Origin of the sequence: Nocardia sp. NPDC049149, assembly GCF_043197455.1 — a bacterium.
Taxonomy (GTDB): domain Bacteria; phylum Actinomycetota; class Actinomycetes; order Mycobacteriales; family Mycobacteriaceae; genus Nocardia.
Genome location: NZ_JBICTD010000014.1, coordinates 71742 through 89540 on the forward strand (window position 1 = coordinate 71742; position 17799 = coordinate 89540).

Sequence of the window (17799 nt, forward strand, 5' to 3'; positions counted from 1 at the left end):
CGCGAGGACACTTGGGACGGCCGGGCCCGATGGGCACGGTTCAGCAAACCTCACCACAGTAGTTCAGGAGTCCGCATGATGCTCTCCCGCTTCACCTCCCACCCTTTCCGGATCGCCACCACCGCGCTCGCGACGGCCACGATCGCTTCGTTCGGTGTTTTGCTGGCGCCGACCGCCAACGCCGCGACGTATCACGTCAATCTCAGCGAGGTATGCAAGCAGCAGTACAACCGGCAGGGGGTCAAGGTGCGCCATGTCGACGACGTCAATGCCAATCCCGCCGTGACCACGCCCGGCGGCCCCGGCGCAGATCAGGTGCACAACTCGAAGCGGAAGACCCCGTTCGGCTACTACTGCGTGGAATCCGTGTACTCGAAACACCTTGGTACCGACGGATTGAGCGGAGAAGTCACCGAGAGCGAGCTCGGTGGCCTCGATGTCCAGGCCTACTGCACTCGCAACCATCCGGGAACGAAAGCCCGAGGAAACTATGACGGCGACAAGACGTGGGATTGCGTCAGTTAGCTCGAGCTGAGGCATGGGCCGTGCCGATGGCGCGATCGGGTGTGGGCAGGCACCCGGTTTCGGCAGTGCCGACCAGCTGAGTTCTTAAGCCGTGGTGCGTAGGGCGTCGATGAGCCAGTAGTAGAACGCGCCCAGTGTTGGTTCTGGGCCGGTGATTTCGGCGGTGCTGCGCCAGTAGCGGCGCAGGCGGGGGTCGTTGTCGGGCGCCCCGGCGAGGAGTCTGTGGCGGAACTGGGGAGTGTCGCGTTCGCGGCGAGCGGTGGCGTGGGCATGTACGAACTGGTCGAGTTCGGCTCCAGGACGTGGGGTTTCGTTGGCGGCCACCAATGGGGCCACGACTGCGTATACGGCGGGAATCGCCGTCACCAGATGATGCCGGTCACGGATCGCAGCATGGTCGGAACGCCAGATCTGGCGCGCCATAGCTGTTTTGACCTGAGGATCGGTGGCGAGTGCGGTGAGCTCGGCGTAGGCGACCACCTGAGACGGATCAGGTTCGCTCGGCAGCGGCGGCAGGGTCATGTCGATGAATCCGTCGAACTGCTCTCGCGGCAACGGCGCGAGTATCGGCCGCCAGAATTCCACGACGGTGTCGAGGACGGCACTGCGGTCGTGCACGGCGGCAAGCAGTTCCAGGCGCTGTGGACGTTGCGTGACGGGCGCGCTCTCGACCGCGAGCAGTGCGGCGCGCCGCCAGCGGAGGGTGTCGAGTTCGGTATCGAGCGCGGCACGTTCGGCGGCGACCGCGTCGCCGAGCGATGCGGTGCCGTCGAGGACCGGAACTATCGCAGTAAGCGACAACCCGAGTGCACGGAGCCTGCGCACCAGCAGCAATCGGTCGATCGCGGTGGGGGAGTCGAAGATGCGATGGCCCGCGCTGGACCGCTGGTACCGCAAAACCCCACTGTCGCAATAGAACCGGATGGTGCGGACGGGAACACTAGTGCGACGGGACAGTTCCCCGATGCTGACGATCTCGCGCACCTGGGCATGTGTGTCCTCGGTCACTTCGGCTTGCACCTCCACTCGGGTGGAGTTCCTAGCGTAGTGGAACCACGAACGAGAGAGGTCGACCGATGAACCGCACCGAATCCACGACGGCCGAGGACGTCTGGCGTGCCACCGCCGCCGAACGATCGAGCCTGGCCGATCTGCTCGCCGGACTATCCGAGTCGGAGTGGGATCACCAATCCCTCTGTGCCGAATGGCGGATCCGCGATGTCGTCGCACACACGACGCAGTGCACCCACGCTCATCTCGGCTGGATTGTGGCGAACCTGATCCGGGCACGCGGCAGCGTGGATCGCGCGTTGCGTGATGCCGCCATTCGCCATGCCGACCGGGTCGGCACCCGGCAGCTGCTCGACGAATTGCGGGCCAGCGTCCCATCCCGGTTCACGCCGATCGCCACCGTGCCCGCCGATCGGCTCCTCGATGTGCTCGTGCACGGGCAAGACATCGCGATACCGCTCGGCATCGACCGCAAAATGCCAACGGGCGCTGCGCGTTCGGCGCTCGACCGGGTATGGGCGACCGCGTCCCGATTCGGGATCGAGCAACGGCTGGCAGGCTATCGCCTCGCGGCCACCGACATCGAGTGGTCGGTCGGCAACGGCCCGCTGGTGCAAGGCGCCGCGGGCGCGTTGCTGTTGCTGGCCACCGGCCGGGCCGCGGCCGCGCCGCAGCTCTCCGGTCCCGGCGCCGACATGTTGTTCAGGAAGGTTTGACGGCCTGCAGATAGCGAATGCCCTGGAACATCTGCGCGAAAGGCCCAGGCAGTTCCGGAATCGAGCGGCCGTAGCGGGTGGCGAGTTCTCCGGCGGTGGACGCGGCCGTCGTCCACCCTTGCCCGGCCAACCAGACGGCGGGGTCGGCGCGCTCGTCGGTGTAGAAGAGTGAGCGGACGTCGAGCTTGCCGAAGGGGGAGTCGCTCGCGTGTTCTGCTTGATAGTCGGCGAGCTGCTGGAAGTCGATGGTGTCGGCGGTGGTGTCGGTGGCCAGTCGGCTGCCGGGCGCGGAGAGCAGGTCGATCCGGCTGAACAGGGCGTCCTGGGCGGCTCCGGGGAGGTAGGGGAGCAGACCTTCGGCCGACCATGCGGTGGGCTCGGCTGGGTCGAAGCCCGCGTCGATGAGGGCCGCGGGCCAGTCGTCACGCAGGTCGACGGCCACCTCCCTGCGGTCGGCTTTGGGCACCGCGCTCGCATCGTCGAGGACCTGCCGCTTGAACTCCAGCACCTTCGGTTGGTCGACCTCGAACACCGTCGTGCCCGCGGGCCAGTCGAGCCGATATGCGCGTGCGTCGAGCCCGGCGGCCAGGATCACCGCCTGCCGCACCCCTGCCGCACCCGCGTCGATGAACAGGTCATCGAAGAACTTGCTGCGTAGTCCCATGAAACCGTTCGCGAGCGGGGTGCCCGCCCAGTGGGCTGGATCGTCGATCGCCCTCGTCGTCTCCGCGTCGCCCGCGGCCGCCACGAACAAGGCGGCGTATTCGTCGTGGACCAGTGCGTCGGGCCGCTGTGCCTCGACCGCCCGTGCGGCCGCGACCTGGAGCGCGGTCATTCCGACGCTGCTCACGATGTCCCAGGTGTCGCCTTCGGTACGCATAGTGCTCTCCTCGAAGTGTGGAAAAGACCTTCGACAAGCCGTCCGGCATCGCAGGACCCGGCGGTCGATCTCGCCCGGGCAGCACGAATCGTCTTGTCGACGTGGTAATTACGCTGCTGTCGATGGGGGTAGAGCGTTCGCAGTGTTAGCTAAACTAACAATGTAGATCATACGACCGATCGCGGTGGAATGGCAGTGTCTGCGCGGTCGTCGCCGAAAATGCGGCGGTACGTGTCGCCGCCGTGGCTGGTCGGCAGTGGTTTCTGCGCGATCAGCTGGAACGTGCGGGTGCCGTCGGTGCGGCGTTCGGCGCGCAGGAACAGGTCGTCGGGTCGTCGGTCGGTGTAGAGCCCGTCGGCGAGGTCGAACAGGTGGGTGACCAGGACGATCTTGATGCCCGCGTCGAGCATTGCCCGCAGGATGGGCCCGGCGATCTCGGCCGCCTCGCGCTCGTCGGTCGACGAGAACGGCTCGTTGAGCAAGACCAATGAGGTGGGCGCGATCCGGTCGGTGAGGTCGCGCATCCTGGCGAGTTCCTCGACGAATTTGCCGTGCGTCATGGTGGCGTCTTCCTCGGCCCGGAAATGGGTGAAGATCCCGGCGCGCACGTCCGCTTCGAAGGTCTCCGCGACGACGAACATGCCCGCCTGCATCATCACCTGGGCCACGCCGACGCTGCGCAGGAAGGTCGACTTGCCGCCGCTGTTGGCTCCGGTCACCACGACGAGGGACGCGTGCCCGTCGACCGCGTTGCCCGTGACCCCACCCGTGGTCAAACACAGCGCCGGATCGCGTAATCCGGTGCAGCGCATGGTGTTGTGCGCCGCCAGGGTCGGAGTGCACACCGGATAGCCTGCCGCCGTGAGTCGATCCATCAGATTCAGGCAACCGAGATAGAACCCCAGCTCGGCGCGCAGACTTCGGAAGAAGTCCTGGACCGCATCCGTGGCAGCGGAAACGTGGTCGGCAAGCGTCTGGAGGCCGGTGTTGATCAGCGCGTTCAGGTAGTCGGTGCCGAGCTCGTCGTCGTTGGCGACTCGAAAGTGGTGTCCGGCAGGCCGATCCACGCCGAGCAGGCGTCGTCGCCGCAGCGGTTCGTGCAGGATCACCTCGACGGCCTTGTTGCCGGGGCCGAGGCCCGCGCTGATCTGCAAGCCGTGCTCGAAACCCAGTTCGCCGATGTGCTTTTCGACGCTGTCGAGGTACTCGTCGCCGAACTGTTCGGTCAGCCGCGCACCCAATCGCATGAGACCGTCGGACCGGAACAGCGGCGCGTAGCCCGCATACGAAACCCGCAGCCGCCGCACATACCCCACGAGTTCGGTCAGCGGCTCCAGCGACAGACTCAACCTGCTGCGGGCATCGCGACCGGTCCACCGTCGCACTTGGGCTGCGGCCGTGGCCATCTCGTAGAGGTGTCGCACGGCCGCCGGATTGGCCAGGCAGTCCGCGAGGATCTGCTGCCGGTAGCGGATCGCCTCACCGGTGCCCAGACTGCGAGGCACCACGGTCTCGACGATCTCTCGGAGAAACGGATCGCCGCCCGCCATCGCCTCGAAAAGCGGTGCCAGTGCGAGATCTTCGACGAGCGCGCCGCCGTTGGGAGCGGCGTAGTGCTGCTGATCGTCGTCGGGGATCAGCAACGCGGCCTTCATCGCGCGATCCGCTCGGCGATGCCGTCGTAGGTCAGTCCGAACCGGGTGGCCAAGGCTGCCGCGTGTGCGTGACCGTCGGCCCGTCGGCGTTCGATGCAGAAGGTCCGCTCGGTCGGGTCGGCGCCGACCCCGGCAACCATGCTGACCACCGCCGGATCGAGATCGGCGAGTTCGTCGAGGAACGTCACGTAGACCGCGACCGCGCCCCGCTCGATGATCCGGCGCAGCACGTCGGCGCCGATCACGCGCGCGTCCGCAGCGGTGGTCGAGCTGAAACTCTCGTTCATGATCACGATGCTTCGGTCGGTGGCCTGCTGCAGTGCGTCGTGCATGCGGACGAGTTCGGCCTGCAACCTGCCTCCCTGATCCGTCGCCTGCTCGAGTCGCTCGAAATGGGTGGACAGGTTGTCTGTCAACAGTATTCGGGCATGCCGGGCCGGCACTGGGCAGCCGACTGCGGCCAGATGGGCGAGCTGGCCGATCATGCGCGCGAAGGTGCTCTTGCCGCCTTGATTCGGCCCGGTCACCACGAAGACGCGCTCGTTGCCCGACAGTCGAAAGTCGTTCTGCACGGGTGTCGCTCCGGCGTCCAGGAGCTTCAACCCCAGCGCCAGATCGTAGGCGCCCTCGGCGTGCACGCCGTCGAACGAAGCGGTGACCTCGGGGTAGCAGAAGTGCAACCCGCGGGCGGTCAGCCGGTCCACGAACACCGAATACAAGAGATAGAACAGGATTTCGTCCGCGAACGTGTCGATCGCGGTGTCGAGAAAATCAGGAAACCGTGCGTAATATTCGTCCAGCGCGCGGAATTGATCCGGGTGCTGCGCAACCACTCGATCGAGGATCTGCTCCTCGACGTGGTTCATGTCCGGCCAGTTCGCCGCCATCGGCTCGGTGCCGGTGCGTTCGGTGTTCTGCAGTGGGGCAAAGGTTTCGGCGATTCGCGCGGTGTAGTCGGGACCACCATCGTCGGTGTCGACATAGACGTTCAGGTCTTTGATGGCGACGCGATATCTGATCTCGCTGAGTTGCTGTTGTCGCGCAGTCGATTCCGCGACGAGCCGCTGGAACTCGGCGCCGGCGAGGTAACGGGTCAGCTGGTCGAGCCACGCGCGCAGGCCGCGCGCGGTGATCGCCGAACGGTCGACCGACTCGTCCAATGCGACGACGGCCCGGCAGTAGGCGAGCGCGGCATCGAGGTGGCATCGGCGTTGCTGGTATGGGTGATAGATGGTGCGCGACTCGGCGATGGCGCGCCGCACTGCCCACAGCGCTCGCACGAACGTGATGAACGGTTCCCGGACCGAACCGTGTTCGAGATCGCGGAAGATCTCGTGCCGATAGTCGATGCTCGCCACGTCGCGCAGCGGTGTCCGCAAATGCTCCCGCAACGGCTCCTGGTCCCCGTCGGGCAGCACCGCCGCGATGATCTGATCCAGGTTGAGATCGGTCAGCATGTCCGGAAGGCAGTGGCGGGCAGCGGATTCCGTGTCGCGCCACAAGACGCTCGGAAACTGCGTCATCCGGAAACCTCCCCGCCTGGTCGTATCGCCGCATCCCGCCTCAGCGAACGTAACACGCCGTTGTGCGGCTACGGCTCCAGTCCGAGGCGGATCGCGCGCTCGACCGGCGAATACGCACCGTCCGCTCGATCCAGCACGCACGGTGCGCGCAGCAGCAACGGCGGCTGCGCCAGGAACCGGGGATCCTTGCCTCGGTGCCGCTGCGCGGCGTGCACCAGGAACGGGTGGCACAGGTAGACGTCCCCGGCCCGGCCGGTGGCCGATGCCTCGGGCAGGTCGGCGGTCGCCTGCCCGTATCCGAACTGTCCCAGCTCGGCGCCGTCCGCCCCGAACGGCGCGAGCAACGCCGGTATCCGCCGGTGCGAGCCGACCCGAATACGCGTCGGCGCATCGTCCGCGCCGACATCGGAGAACAGGAACAGCATCAACAGCGCACGGCCTTTCGACCAGAGATTCACCCGCCAGGTGAAGTAGTCGGCCGGATCGGCACCGGGAAAACTGACGTCGAGATGCCAGCCGTCGTCACCGGGTTCGGCGCGGACGGGGAAGCGAATCGGAAAGGTGCCGAGGCTGTTCCGCGGCAGCCAACGCCCCGCACCGACGAGCTGATCGAACGCCTCGATCAGCGCAGGCGACGTCACCGCCCGCGCGAAGGGTGCGTCGGCGAAGTCGCCGAGCCGGACCACCGGCGTGGTCCACGTCGAACGATCGTCCGGATCACATCCGGTTGCCCGCCAAAGGATTTCGCGCCCCTCGGCGGCGGTCTCCGGCGAAAATGCCTCGGCCACCTTGACGAAACCGTCGGTCACGAACGAGTCGATCTGGGCGTCGCTGAGCATGCGTTCCTTTCCTCCGTCGGCGTGCAACCGAGGATGGACGAACGGATGCGGACTCCGCCACCGGTTTTCGCCGCCGATCAGGAAGCGGCCGGGCCGAGCTGTGCTTCGCAGGCCTGCCATGCCGGGGCGGACAGCAGGCCGCGACACCGGGCGAACAAGCGGCAGAGCGCGGCGCCGTGCTCGGCGGCCAACTCGGCGTTGTACGCCAGCACGTCGAGCTCGTTCGCGACCGTGATCTCCAGGAACGCCCGCAGGTCTGCCTCGGCCGGCGCGTGCTCGAGCCCGGTGAATCGGTCCCGGAAGACGACCGGCCGGCTGCCGAGTCGCGGGTATACCGTTGCCCGATCACAGGATCCGTAGAGATAGACGAGCGCTTCGGCGCGTTCCCCGGCGAGCGCGGCGAGCGTCGGTCGATCCAGCGGATCCACCAGTGCCTGGCGAAAGCCGTCCGTACCGTAGGCCGCGTGACAGAGCCCGGCGGCCTGCACGTCCGTGTCGGCACCCCATTCGGCCAGCTTGTCGGCGACGCGCCGCAGGTGCGCGAGCAGCGTACCGCCGGGATGCGCAATGGATTCGGCGCCGCGCTCGGCGATGAACCGGTCGAGCCGTGCCCGTCGCGACAGATCTTCCCCAAGATCTTCCATGCCCCCAGTCTGGCCCGAACGTCGCGGAATAGCCAGTGCGGCAGCGCTCTTCGTCCCGGCGGGAGCCCGACACGACGACACGCGCCCGGCGGCGAGGATCTCCTCGACCGCCGAGCGCGTGCCAGTGCTTCGGCTCAGTTACCGAACCAGTTGAAACCGGCGCTGACCAGTTCGCGCACCGGGGGTGCGTTCAGGCGCTTGGCCGCGTTGTCCCAGTCCGAGCTGTCGTCCTCCGCCGCGGGCTCCTCTGCCGCGGGCTCTTCCGGCGCAGGCTCCTCGGCTGCGGGCTCCTCGGGTGCAGGCTCGCTCCAGGCGTCCCACCCCGCGTTGTTCTCGTCGGAGGGCTCTTCGGCGTTCTCCTCGGGCGCAGGCTCTTCGGCCCTGATGTCCTGGTTTTCCTCGTCGCCGGACGGCTCCTCGGCACTCCATGGCCGCCACGAATCATCGCTCTCGCCGGACTCGTCCCAGCCGGGCTGCTCATCGCCCGTGCCCGCGTCGTCCTGCCAGTTCTCATCCTGGCTGCCCCATGGCAGGTTGCCACCGCCGAGACCGGGCCAGTTGCCCCAGTCGCCCCAGCCTCCGCCGGGCTTGCCCGGGTTCGGGAACCAGTTGCCCCAGTCTCCCCAGTTGCCCCAATCACCCCAGGGATTGCCGGGGTTGGTCGGCTTGCCGGGCTTGCCTGGTTTGCCGGGCTGTTCGCCGCCGGGCTTACCTGGCTTACCTGGCTTGCCAGGCTGTTCGCCGCCGGGCTTGCCAGGCTGCTCGCCGCCGGGCTTACCCGGCTGCTCGCCACCAGGCTTACCAGGCTGTTCGCCACCCGGCTTTCCGGCGTCGGGCTTCTCGTTGGTCGTCCCGAAATCCTGTGTCCAGTAGGGGGTTCCGTTGCGGGCCTTGGCGTAGCCGACGCCGAGGTCCTTCAGCCCACAGTTGAGAATGTTCTGGCGGTGGCCGGAGCTGTTCATCCAGGAGCGGACGACTTCCTGGGCGCTGCGCTGGCCTGCCGCGATGTTCTCGGCCCAGGTCGTCGCCTTATAGCCGGACGCCCTGATGCGACCGCCGACATCGCCGTGATCCAGGAAGTTCCTCGAGGCCATTTCTTCGGTGTAGCTCTGCGCGGCCTTGGTGAGCCGCGCCTCGGACTTCAGCGGCTTGCACCCGGCCTTCGCACGTTCGGCGTTGGTGAGGGTGAGCACCTCGTCGGCGGGGGACCCCTCGGCCGAAGCCTGCGGCGCGCCTGCGATGGCGGCGGCGGCGAGGGCGGAGAAGCCTACGCCAGCGGACAATGTACGGATTGTTCCTTGCGAGAAGCGCATTTAGTCTTTCCGTGAGTTGGAGCGGGTAAAGCGGTAAAGCGGTACTGAGGTGTTGCAGTAGTGCTGACCGGTCATCAGCACTGGTCGGTCGATGGTCGCGGTCGGTTCTTACACTTTCGGGCCGAGCGAGAGCGGGGCCCAGGTGGCGTCGTCGGTGTCGGGCGCTTCGACAACAGGGGCGGCTTCGGCGCGATCGACCGCCCGGTGGCGAGGTTTGGCGGCGGCATCGGTAGCAGCGTGCCCGGACTTTTTCTGCTTAGGCGTGTTGGCGGCTTCGGCCGCGCGGTGCTTCGGCTTCGGCTTGGCCTTCGGCGCGGGCGCGGGGGCAGCCGGTGCGGGCGGCGGCGGAAGCAGCTGAGCGATCGCCTTGGCCAGCTGATCGCCGATCGGCGCGGCCGAGGCGCTACCGCTTGCTACGCCGTTGGCTCCGGTGCCGAGCGCCGCGGCGATCGCGCCGATGGCCTCGCCGATCGGGCCGACCTCCGGTATTCCCTTGGTGGCCTTACCTATTGCGGCACTACCACTGCCGAGTCCAGCGCTTCCGGTGCCGAGTGACTGCGCAATGGGTGCAATGCCATTGGCGAGTCCAGCGCCTCCGGCGGCGACTGCCTGTGCCAGCGGTGCGATGCCCTGCGCAATCGGAGCGATGCCCTGTGCCAGTGGTGCGATGCCCTGTGCCAGTGGTGGTGCGATGCCGTTGGTCAGTGGTGCGATGCCGTTGGTCAGGCTCGCGCTTCCGGTGCCCGCGTCGCTCTTCGCGGAGTCACCGACCGCACCCTTGGCGTCGGTGGCGACTGCGCGCGTCCGAATAGAGGTACCCGGGGAGGCGCCTTCCCGGATGCGCTGCGCGGCGACCTGGCTGACCACCGAGCGAGTTACCTTGGCGGCCACCGGCTTCGGCGTGGGGGCGGCGCTATCGTCGTTCGTGCTTGCTGCGGCATCGGTGTTGGCGTCGGCGGACGCGTTGCCCACTCCGTGGTTGGCCGAGACGACCATCGTGATCAGCGTTGCGGTCGTGAGCATGGCCAATCGCGCTGGTACGACATGATTTCGCGGTGCGCTGTGTTTGCCCATGGAGTGCCTTCCTTCGGAATGATCGCCTCGCGTGCCGAACCGGCACGAGTGGTGCGGTCACGTTCAGAACTGCTGGTTGAGGCCGATCAACGCTGGTCCTGACCTCGGGTGTGGGTGTCGCCGGATGGCTGCTGCCGTTTTTGACCGTATAACTCCGCGCAGCGGGAGGCGAGCCGCTTGCACCATTCTTAAAACATCTTCGGATGCAGTTAACGGTCGCATAACGCGCAGATCTCGGGGTAGTCACTGTGGCGAGTGGATCCGAGGGTTTCGCGCGCCGACGTAGCCCACCGAAATCCGGCCGGATATGGTAGAGGCTAATTCGAACTTAAGATGAGTTAAGGTGCAATTGAAAACAAAACGTACCGGTTTTGTTGTGCAATCTGCCCATTTCGTGCATGTTTCCGACATGGGTCGCCAGCGATTCCTTCTATAGGACCCCAACTGGCTGCATAGTCCCAGCCAAACGGCTGGACGGGACGAGTCATACGTTCAACTCGGCGAACGTGACCCAGATCACGTAGGGCCGACATACTTCCAGATTGACGCATCTGTGACCGTACCGATACCATCGGTACACCGAATCAGCGTACTTATTGCAAACGTTATTGGCTCGCCGATTCAATTCGCGGATGAACGCAAAGTAAATCAATGGAAATCAAGAGATTGCACCCGTCTGCGCCGATCGACGTAAGCCACTACTCGGCTAGGTCCCACTGTATTTTTCAGTAACGGCACCCAGACGTAGCAGATGAGCCGGCGGCTCGACCTGAAAGTTGCCGATGTCCGAATATTCGATGTCCACCTCGAACTCCATCACGCTCCGACAGTTCGACTATTTTGTGAACACAGTCCAGCTGGGTTCACTCTCCGCAGCTGCGAGAAAGCTGGGGGTCACCACCTCCGCGATGTCGCAGCAGCTGGATGTATTGGAAGGGTTGCTAGGCAGGAAGCTATTCGATCCACAGTCACGAAGGTCGAGTCTGACCAAGTTCGGCCGAGAGTTCTTCCTCAAGGCCTCCAACGTCTTGGATTCGGTGGACAAAGCGTTGGCCATGGCGCAAACGTTCAGTGAAGGCGTGATGGCCGTCGGAACAACACCGACGATCGCCAACAAGCTACTGCCACCGCTCATCTACCGGATGCGGTCCGAGCAGAACATCGACAATATAGAGGTCCGTTCGTTCACAAATATCCGCGACCTGTACGAATCGCTGGATCGTGGCGACATCGACCTGGCTGTCGGCCCACTCGGCCGGTCTGCCGCGAAGTTCGTCTACCCGGTCGGCGAGGAAGAACTCGTCGCGGTGTGCCACCACAGCCAAGGCAATAGATTCGACGGCTCGTGGGAGCGATTGGCCGAGGCGCCGTGGATCCGATACGGCTCCGACTCCGATCTCACCACGATTATTTCTCGCGAATCGGACAGGGCGCAGGTGCGGATCCGCTATGCGGTCACCGCTCCTGATGTCACCGCGGCGCTCAGCCTGGTCGAATACGGCCTCGGCGTCGCCCTGGTGCCGAAGATGTCACTGCACGGCTCATCGCGCCTGATTTCTCCGGTTCGTCTGCCTAATCCCATTCGACGAGAACTGATTGTGCATGCGCGAGATATGTCGCTGCATGTGGAAAAGTTCCTGGAAGTGATCACGGGCTCGGATCTGGTGCGCAAGTTCGGTGCTGCGGGGCTTTTGGAAAGCCCGTCGCAGGCAAGCCGATCACTGTCCGCATCCTGACCGAACTACCGAGCTCCTGCACGCCGCGTGCGGTGTCAGGTCGGCGACACGCGCTCAACGGCGAGCGCGTGTTCAGCCGCTGTGCGGAGCTCGGCGAGCCGAGCTCGCTGCTCGGGCGTGTACTCGCGCGCTTGATCGTCGAGGACGCAGACCGTGCCGAAGACGCTGCCATCCGGATTGTGCACCGCCAAGCCGAGATAGTTGACCAGGCCGAACTCCACCTCGTCCTCGTTACCGCTGAAGTCGGGGTCGGTGCGTGAATCACGCACGAACAGTTCGGCATCGGTGTCGACCACCCGCTCGCAGTACAGTTCCTGCGCTTCGGTGAACGCGGCGCCCTTCTTTCCTTCGCCGCCCACCGGGTAATGCGCCTGTGCCGCACCGGCGGTCGCCTCGACCGCCATGTGCGTCGGCGTCGAACGCATCACCAGGACCGATTGCACGCCGAGCGCGGCGGCGGTCTGTTCGAGAAGCGATTCGAGCGGCCGGAACCGGGCACTGCTATCGGACATGACGAGCTCTCCTGACCTGAGACGCCGGGCAAGTCACTCACTGTTCTCGGCGCACCATCCGGTCACCACGATTTCGCGCACGCTGCGCCGAACCGGCGCGGTCAGGCGACGATGCGGGTATATGCGGTCCGGATATGGGTTTCGGCATCGGTCAGGTAGTCGGCGAGCATCTGCTCGGCTTCCGTGCCGCGCCCCGCGATCATGGCCCGGTAGATCTCGTGATTGCGGACCAGGTAGGGCTCGTGGAAGGTGAGCGGGTCGGCCATCACGTGGAAGACGAGGCGCAGCTCGTTCCACACGCTCCCCATCATCTCGTCCAGGCGTTTGCTGCGATTGAGCGCGGCGATCGCCTTGTGGAAGTCGATGTCGGCGGTGCCGACACCGGTCCAATCCTGCTCGGCCGCACAGGCGTCCGCCCTGGCCAGGGCGGCGGCGAGCGCGGTCGGCGCGGTCACGGCGGGATCGAATCCGTGCACAGCGGCGCCCTCGACGATCCGTCTGCACTGGTAGAGCTCCGCGACATCCGCCGAGGTCGGGATGCGGACGAAGGCGCCGCGGTTGAGCTCGTGATTCACCAGGCGTTCTTCGATCAGGGACCGGAACGCCTCGCGCAGGGTATTGCGGGAAACCCCGAGCGCCGCACAGATATCGGGCTCGGACAGCCGGGTGCCGGGCCGCAGCGCACCCTCGAGAATGCTCGCCCGCACGATGTCGGCGGTCTGTGAGCTGCGGCTGGATCGGGTGAGCAGATCCTTGTGTTGCGACAGTGCCGTGTAGACGGGGTCGGGCCGATCTACCGGTGTCGTCATCCAAACCCTCCGTGGACCAGTGGCTTTGCTTCTCGAGCATAACGCACCGATCGAAGTGCCAGCCGACGATCCCATCTAAGGATTGCAGAATCGTTCAACGATCCGTAGTCTACTGTGACGTACGTCGCTCCTCTCGGAGCTCTAGCATTGCGAGGCACCCCATGAGCCTTTCCACAGACCTGCCGGCGGAGCCCGCCGAGCGGGCCGTCCCCTTCGACTGGTTCCGCACGTTGAGCGCCAAAGGCAAACGCGCCTTCATCGGCGCGTTCGGCGGATACGGCTTGGATGCCTACGACTTCCAGGTGCTGCCGCTTGCGCTCGGCGCCATCTCGTCGTACTTCCTGATCAGCTCCGGCCAGGCAGGCCTGCTGACCACGGTGACGCTGGTGGTGTCCGCGCTCGGTGGTGCGCTGGCCGGCGTGCTCGCCGACAAGATCGGCCGGGTCCGCACCCTGCAGCTCACCGTCGCCACCTACACGCTGTTCACCGTGCTGTGCGGCTTCGCGCCCAACTTCGAGACCCTGCTGATCTTCCGGGCATTCCAGGGTCTCGGCTTCGGCGGCGAGTGGGCGGCGGGCGCGATCCTGGTCGCCGAGTACGCGCATACGAAGTATCGAGGCAGAGCGGTCGCGTACGTCCAGAGTGCGTGGGCGGTCGGCTGGGGTCTCGCGGTGCTGGTCTACACCTTGGTGTTCCAGTTCGTCAGTGAGGACCTGGCCTGGCGCGTGCTGTTCTGGACCGGTGCGCTGCCCGCGCTGCTGATCATCTGGGTGCGCCGCAACCTGACCGACTCCGAAACTGTCACCCAGCGCCGCGAATCCGCGGGCAAGCGGGCAGGCTCGTTCGTGGCGATCTTCCGCGGCGACCTGGTCAGGACAACCTTCTTCGCATCAGTGCTGGCCACCGGCGTGCAGGGCGGCTACTACACCCTGGCCACGTGGCTGCCGAGCTACCTGAAGAAGAGCAGGCACCTGAATGTGGTTGGCACCGGCGGCTATCTGTTCTTCCTGATCGGCGGCGCTTTCCTGGGATACGTCACCGGCGGCATCCTCGCCGACCGGCTCGGCCGCAAGCGCACCATCCAGCTGTTCGCAGTGTTGTCGGTCGTCTTCCTGGTCGCCTACATCCAGGTGCCAGAGGGCGCGAACACGATGGTGCTGTTGCTCGGGTTCCCGCTCGGCTTCTGCACCGCGGCCATCTTCTCGAGCTTCGGCTCGTTCCTGTCCGAGCTGTACCCGACCGCGTCGCGCGGCACGGGGCAGGGCTTCACCTACAACTTCGGCCGCGGCGTCGGCGCGGTGTTCCCCACGGTCGTCGGGTATTTGGCGTCCACCACGTTGGGTCTCGCCGGCGCCATGATGTTCGGCGCCTTCGGCTACCTGCTTGCGGCGATCGCGTTGTTCGGGCTGCCGGAAACCCGTGGCCGCGAACTAGCCTGAAGGAGCGTGCATGTCCGTGCTCACCGCACCGACGGCGTCCCTGCGGATACTGCCCGCGGGCGACCGATCGTTGCTCGTCGCGCCCGACGAGCGCGCCGACCTGGTCGCCTTCGTCGACCTGCTGCGACGGGAGGTGCCCACCGGCGTGCACGATGTCTTGCCCGCAGCGCAGACGATCCTGCTCACGTTGACCGAGTTGGCGGACAGCCGTGCCGTCGAGGCGCGGTTGCGGGAACTGTTCCGCGCGTTGCGCGAACCCGGCGGTAGCGGGCTCGCCGCGCCGCCGCCGGAGGTGATCCGCACCATCCCGGTCCGGTATGACGGGCCCGACCTCACCGATGTTGCGGCGCTGCTCGGCATCTCGGTGCGCGCGGTGATCGCCGCGCATACCCGCACGCTGTGGCGCTGTGCCTTCCTCGGGTTCGCGCCGGGGTTCGGGTATCTCGAAAGCGCCGAGCCCGGCCTCGCGGTGCCGCGCCGCGCGGAGGCGCGGACGTCGGTGCCCGCGGGTTCGGTGGCGCTCGCCGACGGCTACAGCGCCGTCTATCCGCGCCGCTCGCCCGGTGGCTGGCAACTGATCGGCACCACCGACCTGCGGCTCTGGGATCTCGAGAGAGACCAGCCGTCCCTGTTGCGTCCCGGTACCCGAGTCCGTTTCGTCGAGGAGGCGTAGTAATGAGTCCGGCCTGCCGCACCACTGTTCTGCGGGTTGTCGCCACCGGCCCGTCGAGCACCATCCAGGATCTCGGCAGGCCTGGCTGGTTCTCGATCGGTGTCGGGGTATCGGGTGCGGCCGATCGTGGGTCGCTGAAGCTGGCGAATCGGCTGGTCGGCAATCCCGAAGACGCGGCAGGCATCGAAACCCTGCTCGGCGGACTGGAACTCGTCGCGCTGGCGCCGGTGCTGCTCGCGGTGACCGGTGCCGATGCGCCGATCACCGTGGATGGGGTGGCGCAGGCGCGGGCGTCGGTGCTCGCCGTGCGATCCGGACAGCGGTTGCGGATCGGGATGGCCGCGGCCGGGTTGCGGGTGTACGTCGGGGTGCGTGGTGGGATCGCCATCGATCCGGTACTCGGCTCGCGCAGCAGGGATACCCTCGCCGGGCTCGGGCCGGAACCCTTGAGCGCGGGAATGGAACTCGGGGCGCACGAGTCGGGGAGCTATCCGTGGCCGAACGTCGAGGTCGCTCCGGTGGCCCCGGTGGATTCGGGGGTCGTCACGGCCAGGGTCGTGCCAGGACCTCGTGATGATTGGTTCACCGACCCGCAGGCCTTGTTCGCCGGAGCCTGGCAGGTGACCGATCGCGCCGATCGGGTGGGTGTGCGGCTGGCCCGCGTCGGTGATGACCCGCCGCTGACCCGGATCAACGACAAGGAACTGCCGACCGAGGGGGTGCCGCTCGGCGCGATCCAGGTGCAGCCGAGCGGTGAGCCGGTGGTGTTTCTCGCCGATCATCCGATCACCGGTGGGTATCCGGTGATCGCGACTGTTGTCAGCGAGGATGTCGATTTGCTCGCGCAGGCGAGACCGGGGCAGCAGCTTCGATTTCGGCCTGCTGGGTAGGCGTGGCGGCGGGGTTCACCTGCCGTTCATGGGAGAGTGACGGCAGTCACAGTGCGTAGTGCACAGTGGCCCAGCCCTAACTCTGGGTAGATGTGTAGTGACGTAACAGACAACTGTCGTGTGCAATGAGGACTCGCTTGGTCCGTCGGGCGCTCGGATGGTGTCCGGCTGGCGGTCGCTGCAGTGGGCGGCCCCTGGCTCTGATGTCGTCTTCGCTCGAGAGGTACCTGGAACGTGCTTGGTCTTCGCTCTGCCCTCTTTGCTGTAGGTGTCACGCTCGCTGCTGCACAGGTGATCACGGGGACGGCGCTCGCCGATCCCGCACCGTCCGGGTCCGGCCAGGACGGGTCGCAACCCGCATGGCCGACCCGGCCAGGGGAGAACCAATTCCCCCGCCTCCCCAGCGAAACCGACATCTACCCGTTCATTCCGGTCCCGCTGCCGACGGACGATCCGTGGTACGCCGACCCGGCCGATCTCGACAACCTCGCCAACGGTGACGTCATCCGCAAACGCGTGGTGACCACCTACCTGCTGGCCGTGCCGTGGCCGCCGGTGCACACCGAACAGATCCTGTACCGCAGCACCGACAGTCGCGACCACCCGATCGCCACCGCGACGACCGTGCTGATTCCCGGCATCCCGTGGCTAGGCCCAGGTACTCGGCCGGTCATCTCCTATCAGGAGGCGATCGACAGTCTCGATCCCGCATGCAACCCCTCGCACACCCTGCGCGCGGGCACCATGAAGGAAACCCAGCTGCTGCTGCAGTTCCTCGGCGAGGGCATGGCGGTGTCGGTGCCCGACTTCAACGGCAAGACGAACACGACACTCGCGCCGAGCGAGGGCCGGATGGTGCTCGACGGTGTCCGCGCGGTCCGGCGGGCAGGCATCGGCATGGACAACTCGGCGGTCGGACTGTGGGGCTACTCCGGAGGCGGTAGTGCCACCGCGTGGGCCGCCGAACTACACCGGAGCTACGCGCCCGACTTGCCGATCAAGGGCAGTGCCCAGGGCGGTGTGCCCGGCGACAAACACGCGATGACCCAGTTCGCGATGGACGCGGGACCCGGCATCGCGGGCCAAGCCGATTTCATCGGCTGGATCTGGCTGATCGGTCTGTCCCGCGAATACCCAGACCTGTTGCCGTTGGACAAGTTCCTCACCGCCGACGGCATGACGGTGGCGCACGACATCGAGCGTCGCTGTCTCTACACCGCGGCCGCCACCGGTGCGTGGCGCCCACTGAAGAACTACCTGAAGGACCAGAACGCCTTCCTCGATCCCGACGTCCAAAACGTCCTGCACCGTGACAGTCTCGGCTATGCCGATACCCCGGACATCCCGGTCAGCATGTGGGCCTCTACCACCGATCCGATCGTTCCGATCGCGTCCATCGAACCGGTGGTCAAGTCCTACTGCGCGGCGGGCGCGAACCTGCGCTTCTTCAGAGTCCCTGCCACCGAACACATCTCAGCGGAACTGGTCGGCTACGAGCCCTCGCTGCTCTGGCTCACCGCAGTCCTCGCAGGCGCCGACCCCGGGCCGACCACCTGCTGA

The 17799-nt window shown here is 66.4% G+C and carries 17 protein-coding genes; 7 read left to right on the forward strand and 10 right to left on the reverse strand.

The features are described 5' to 3' along the window. The first annotated feature begins 75 nt into the window (after window positions 1-75). A complete protein-coding gene (locus ACGFNJ_RS39285) occupies window positions 76-525 on the forward strand; it encodes a hypothetical protein (protein WP_393460749.1) in 450 nt (149 codons plus the stop codon). A gap of 84 nt (window positions 526-609) precedes the next feature. Here the strand turns inward: ACGFNJ_RS39285 and ACGFNJ_RS39290 are convergent, their stop codons facing one another. Beyond that, window positions 610-1533 (reverse strand): MerR family transcriptional regulator, encoded by a 924-nt coding sequence (locus ACGFNJ_RS39290; protein ID WP_393460751.1) that lies wholly within the window; start codon window positions 1531-1533, stop codon window positions 610-612. A 68-nt stretch (window positions 1534-1601) separates the two neighbouring features. Between ACGFNJ_RS39290 and ACGFNJ_RS39295 the strand changes: the two genes are divergently transcribed. Further along, window positions 1602-2252, forward strand: coding sequence for a maleylpyruvate isomerase family mycothiol-dependent enzyme (locus tag ACGFNJ_RS39295; RefSeq protein WP_393460754.1), 651 nt, complete (start codon window positions 1602-1604; stop codon window positions 2250-2252). On the opposite strand, the gene ACGFNJ_RS39300 is transcribed toward ACGFNJ_RS39295, so the two are convergent. The 7 genes from ACGFNJ_RS39300 to ACGFNJ_RS39330 all read right to left on the reverse strand — a co-directional run bounded on the left by ACGFNJ_RS39300 (window position 2239) and on the right by ACGFNJ_RS39330 (window position 10180). Next, window positions 2239-3132, reverse strand: a complete 894-nt coding sequence (locus ACGFNJ_RS39300) for a class I SAM-dependent methyltransferase (protein ID WP_393460757.1) — start codon at window positions 3130-3132, stop codon at window positions 2239-2241. The two genes, ACGFNJ_RS39295 and ACGFNJ_RS39300, sit on opposite strands and share 14 nt — an antisense overlap. A 167-nt stretch (window positions 3133-3299) precedes the next feature. Continuing rightward, window positions 3300-4787, reverse strand: coding sequence for a DNA mismatch repair protein (locus ACGFNJ_RS39305; protein ID WP_393460760.1), 1488 nt, complete (start codon window positions 4785-4787; stop codon window positions 3300-3302). Next, the gene (locus ACGFNJ_RS39310; protein ID WP_393460763.1) at window positions 4784-6310 is read right to left on the reverse strand and encodes a DNA mismatch repair protein MutS; all 1527 of its coding nucleotides are present in this window, start codon (window positions 6308-6310) and stop codon (window positions 4784-4786) included. The genes ACGFNJ_RS39305 and ACGFNJ_RS39310 overlap by 4 nt, the downstream gene beginning before the upstream one ends. A 68-nt stretch (window positions 6311-6378) precedes the next feature. Beyond that, window positions 6379-7149, reverse strand: coding sequence for a phytanoyl-CoA dioxygenase family protein (locus tag ACGFNJ_RS39315; RefSeq protein ID WP_393460766.1), 771 nt, complete (start codon window positions 7147-7149; stop codon window positions 6379-6381). 77 nt (window positions 7150-7226) lie between these two features. Continuing rightward, the gene (locus ACGFNJ_RS39320) at window positions 7227-7793 is read right to left on the reverse strand and encodes a DUF6817 domain-containing protein (protein ID WP_393460769.1); all 567 of its coding nucleotides are present in this window, start codon (window positions 7791-7793) and stop codon (window positions 7227-7229) included. A 134-nt stretch (window positions 7794-7927) separates the two neighbouring features. Next, complete coding sequence (locus tag ACGFNJ_RS39325; protein WP_393460772.1) at window positions 7928-9076, reverse strand: CAP domain-containing protein; 1149 nt, start codon at window positions 9074-9076, stop codon at window positions 7928-7930. A 138-nt stretch (window positions 9077-9214) separates the two neighbouring features. Continuing rightward, window positions 9215-10180 carry a hypothetical protein gene (locus tag ACGFNJ_RS39330; RefSeq protein WP_393460775.1) on the reverse strand — a complete coding sequence of 322 codons (966 nt, stop codon included), beginning with the start codon at window positions 10178-10180 and terminating at the stop codon, window positions 9215-9217. Between the two features lie 782 nt (window positions 10181-10962). On the opposite strand from ACGFNJ_RS39330, the gene ACGFNJ_RS39335 reads away from it, so the two are divergent. After that, the gene (locus ACGFNJ_RS39335; RefSeq protein ID WP_069162497.1) at window positions 10963-11916 is read left to right on the forward strand and encodes a LysR family transcriptional regulator; all 954 of its coding nucleotides are present in this window, start codon (window positions 10963-10965) and stop codon (window positions 11914-11916) included. 35 nt (window positions 11917-11951) lie between these two features. Here the strand turns inward: ACGFNJ_RS39335 and ACGFNJ_RS39340 are convergent, their stop codons facing one another. Both ACGFNJ_RS39340 and ACGFNJ_RS39345 read right to left on the reverse strand, forming a co-directional pair. Beyond that, complete coding sequence (locus tag ACGFNJ_RS39340; protein WP_393460779.1) at window positions 11952-12428, reverse strand: GAF domain-containing protein; 477 nt, start codon at window positions 12426-12428, stop codon at window positions 11952-11954. Window positions 12429-12529: 101 nt separating this feature from the next. Next, window positions 12530-13237, reverse strand: a complete 708-nt coding sequence (locus tag ACGFNJ_RS39345) for a GntR family transcriptional regulator (RefSeq protein WP_393460782.1) — start codon at window positions 13235-13237, stop codon at window positions 12530-12532. A gap of 161 nt (window positions 13238-13398) precedes the next feature. Between ACGFNJ_RS39345 and ACGFNJ_RS39350 the strand changes: the two genes are divergently transcribed. The 4 genes from ACGFNJ_RS39350 to ACGFNJ_RS39365 all read left to right on the forward strand — a co-directional run bounded on the left by ACGFNJ_RS39350 (window position 13399) and on the right by ACGFNJ_RS39365 (window position 17799). Continuing rightward, window positions 13399-14676, forward strand: coding sequence for an MFS transporter (locus ACGFNJ_RS39350; protein ID WP_393460785.1), 1278 nt, complete (start codon window positions 13399-13401; stop codon window positions 14674-14676). A 10-nt stretch (window positions 14677-14686) separates the two neighbouring features. Next, window positions 14687-15349 carry an allophanate hydrolase subunit 1 gene (locus tag ACGFNJ_RS39355; protein WP_393460788.1) on the forward strand — a complete coding sequence of 221 codons (663 nt, stop codon included), beginning with the start codon at window positions 14687-14689 and terminating at the stop codon, window positions 15347-15349. Window positions 15350-15351: 2 nt separating this feature from the next. After that, window positions 15352-16239 (forward strand): biotin-dependent carboxyltransferase family protein, encoded by an 888-nt coding sequence (locus ACGFNJ_RS39360; protein ID WP_393460791.1) that lies wholly within the window; start codon window positions 15352-15354, stop codon window positions 16237-16239. Window positions 16240-16530: 291 nt separating this feature from the next. After that, window positions 16531-17799, forward strand: a complete 1269-nt coding sequence (locus ACGFNJ_RS39365) for a lipase family protein (RefSeq protein WP_393460794.1) — start codon at window positions 16531-16533, stop codon at window positions 17797-17799.

Coding starts and splice junctions, on each gene's coding strand:
- ACGFNJ_RS39285 (WP_393460749.1), top strand. CDS start 76: ATGATGCTCTCCCGCTTCACCTCCCACCCTTTCCGGATCGCCACCACC.
- ACGFNJ_RS39295 (WP_393460754.1), top strand. CDS start 1,602: ATGAACCGCACCGAATCCACGACGGCCGAGGACGTCTGGCGTGCCACC.
- ACGFNJ_RS39300 (WP_393460757.1), bottom strand. CDS start 3,132: ATGCGTACCGAAGGCGACACCTGGGACATCGTGAGCAGCGTCGGAATG.
- ACGFNJ_RS39305 (WP_393460760.1), bottom strand. CDS start 4,787: ATGAAGGCCGCGTTGCTGATCCCCGACGACGATCAGCAGCACTACGCC.
- ACGFNJ_RS39310 (WP_393460763.1), bottom strand. CDS start 6,310: ATGACGCAGTTTCCGAGCGTCTTGTGGCGCGACACGGAATCCGCTGCC.
- ACGFNJ_RS39315 (WP_393460766.1), bottom strand. CDS start 7,149: ATGCTCAGCGACGCCCAGATCGACTCGTTCGTGACCGACGGTTTCGTC.
- ACGFNJ_RS39320 (WP_393460769.1), bottom strand. CDS start 7,793: ATGGAAGATCTTGGGGAAGATCTGTCGCGACGGGCACGGCTCGACCGG.
- ACGFNJ_RS39330 (WP_393460775.1), bottom strand. CDS start 10,180: ATGGGCAAACACAGCGCACCGCGAAATCATGTCGTACCAGCGCGATTG.
- ACGFNJ_RS39335 (WP_069162497.1), top strand. CDS start 10,963: ATGTCCGAATATTCGATGTCCACCTCGAACTCCATCACGCTCCGACAG.
- ACGFNJ_RS39340 (WP_393460779.1), bottom strand. CDS start 12,428: ATGTCCGATAGCAGTGCCCGGTTCCGGCCGCTCGAATCGCTTCTCGAA.
- ACGFNJ_RS39345 (WP_393460782.1), bottom strand. CDS start 13,237: ATGACGACACCGGTAGATCGGCCCGACCCCGTCTACACGGCACTGTCG.
- ACGFNJ_RS39350 (WP_393460785.1), top strand. CDS start 13,399: ATGAGCCTTTCCACAGACCTGCCGGCGGAGCCCGCCGAGCGGGCCGTC.
- ACGFNJ_RS39355 (WP_393460788.1), top strand. CDS start 14,687: ATGTCCGTGCTCACCGCACCGACGGCGTCCCTGCGGATACTGCCCGCG.
- ACGFNJ_RS39360 (WP_393460791.1), top strand. CDS start 15,352: ATGAGTCCGGCCTGCCGCACCACTGTTCTGCGGGTTGTCGCCACCGGC.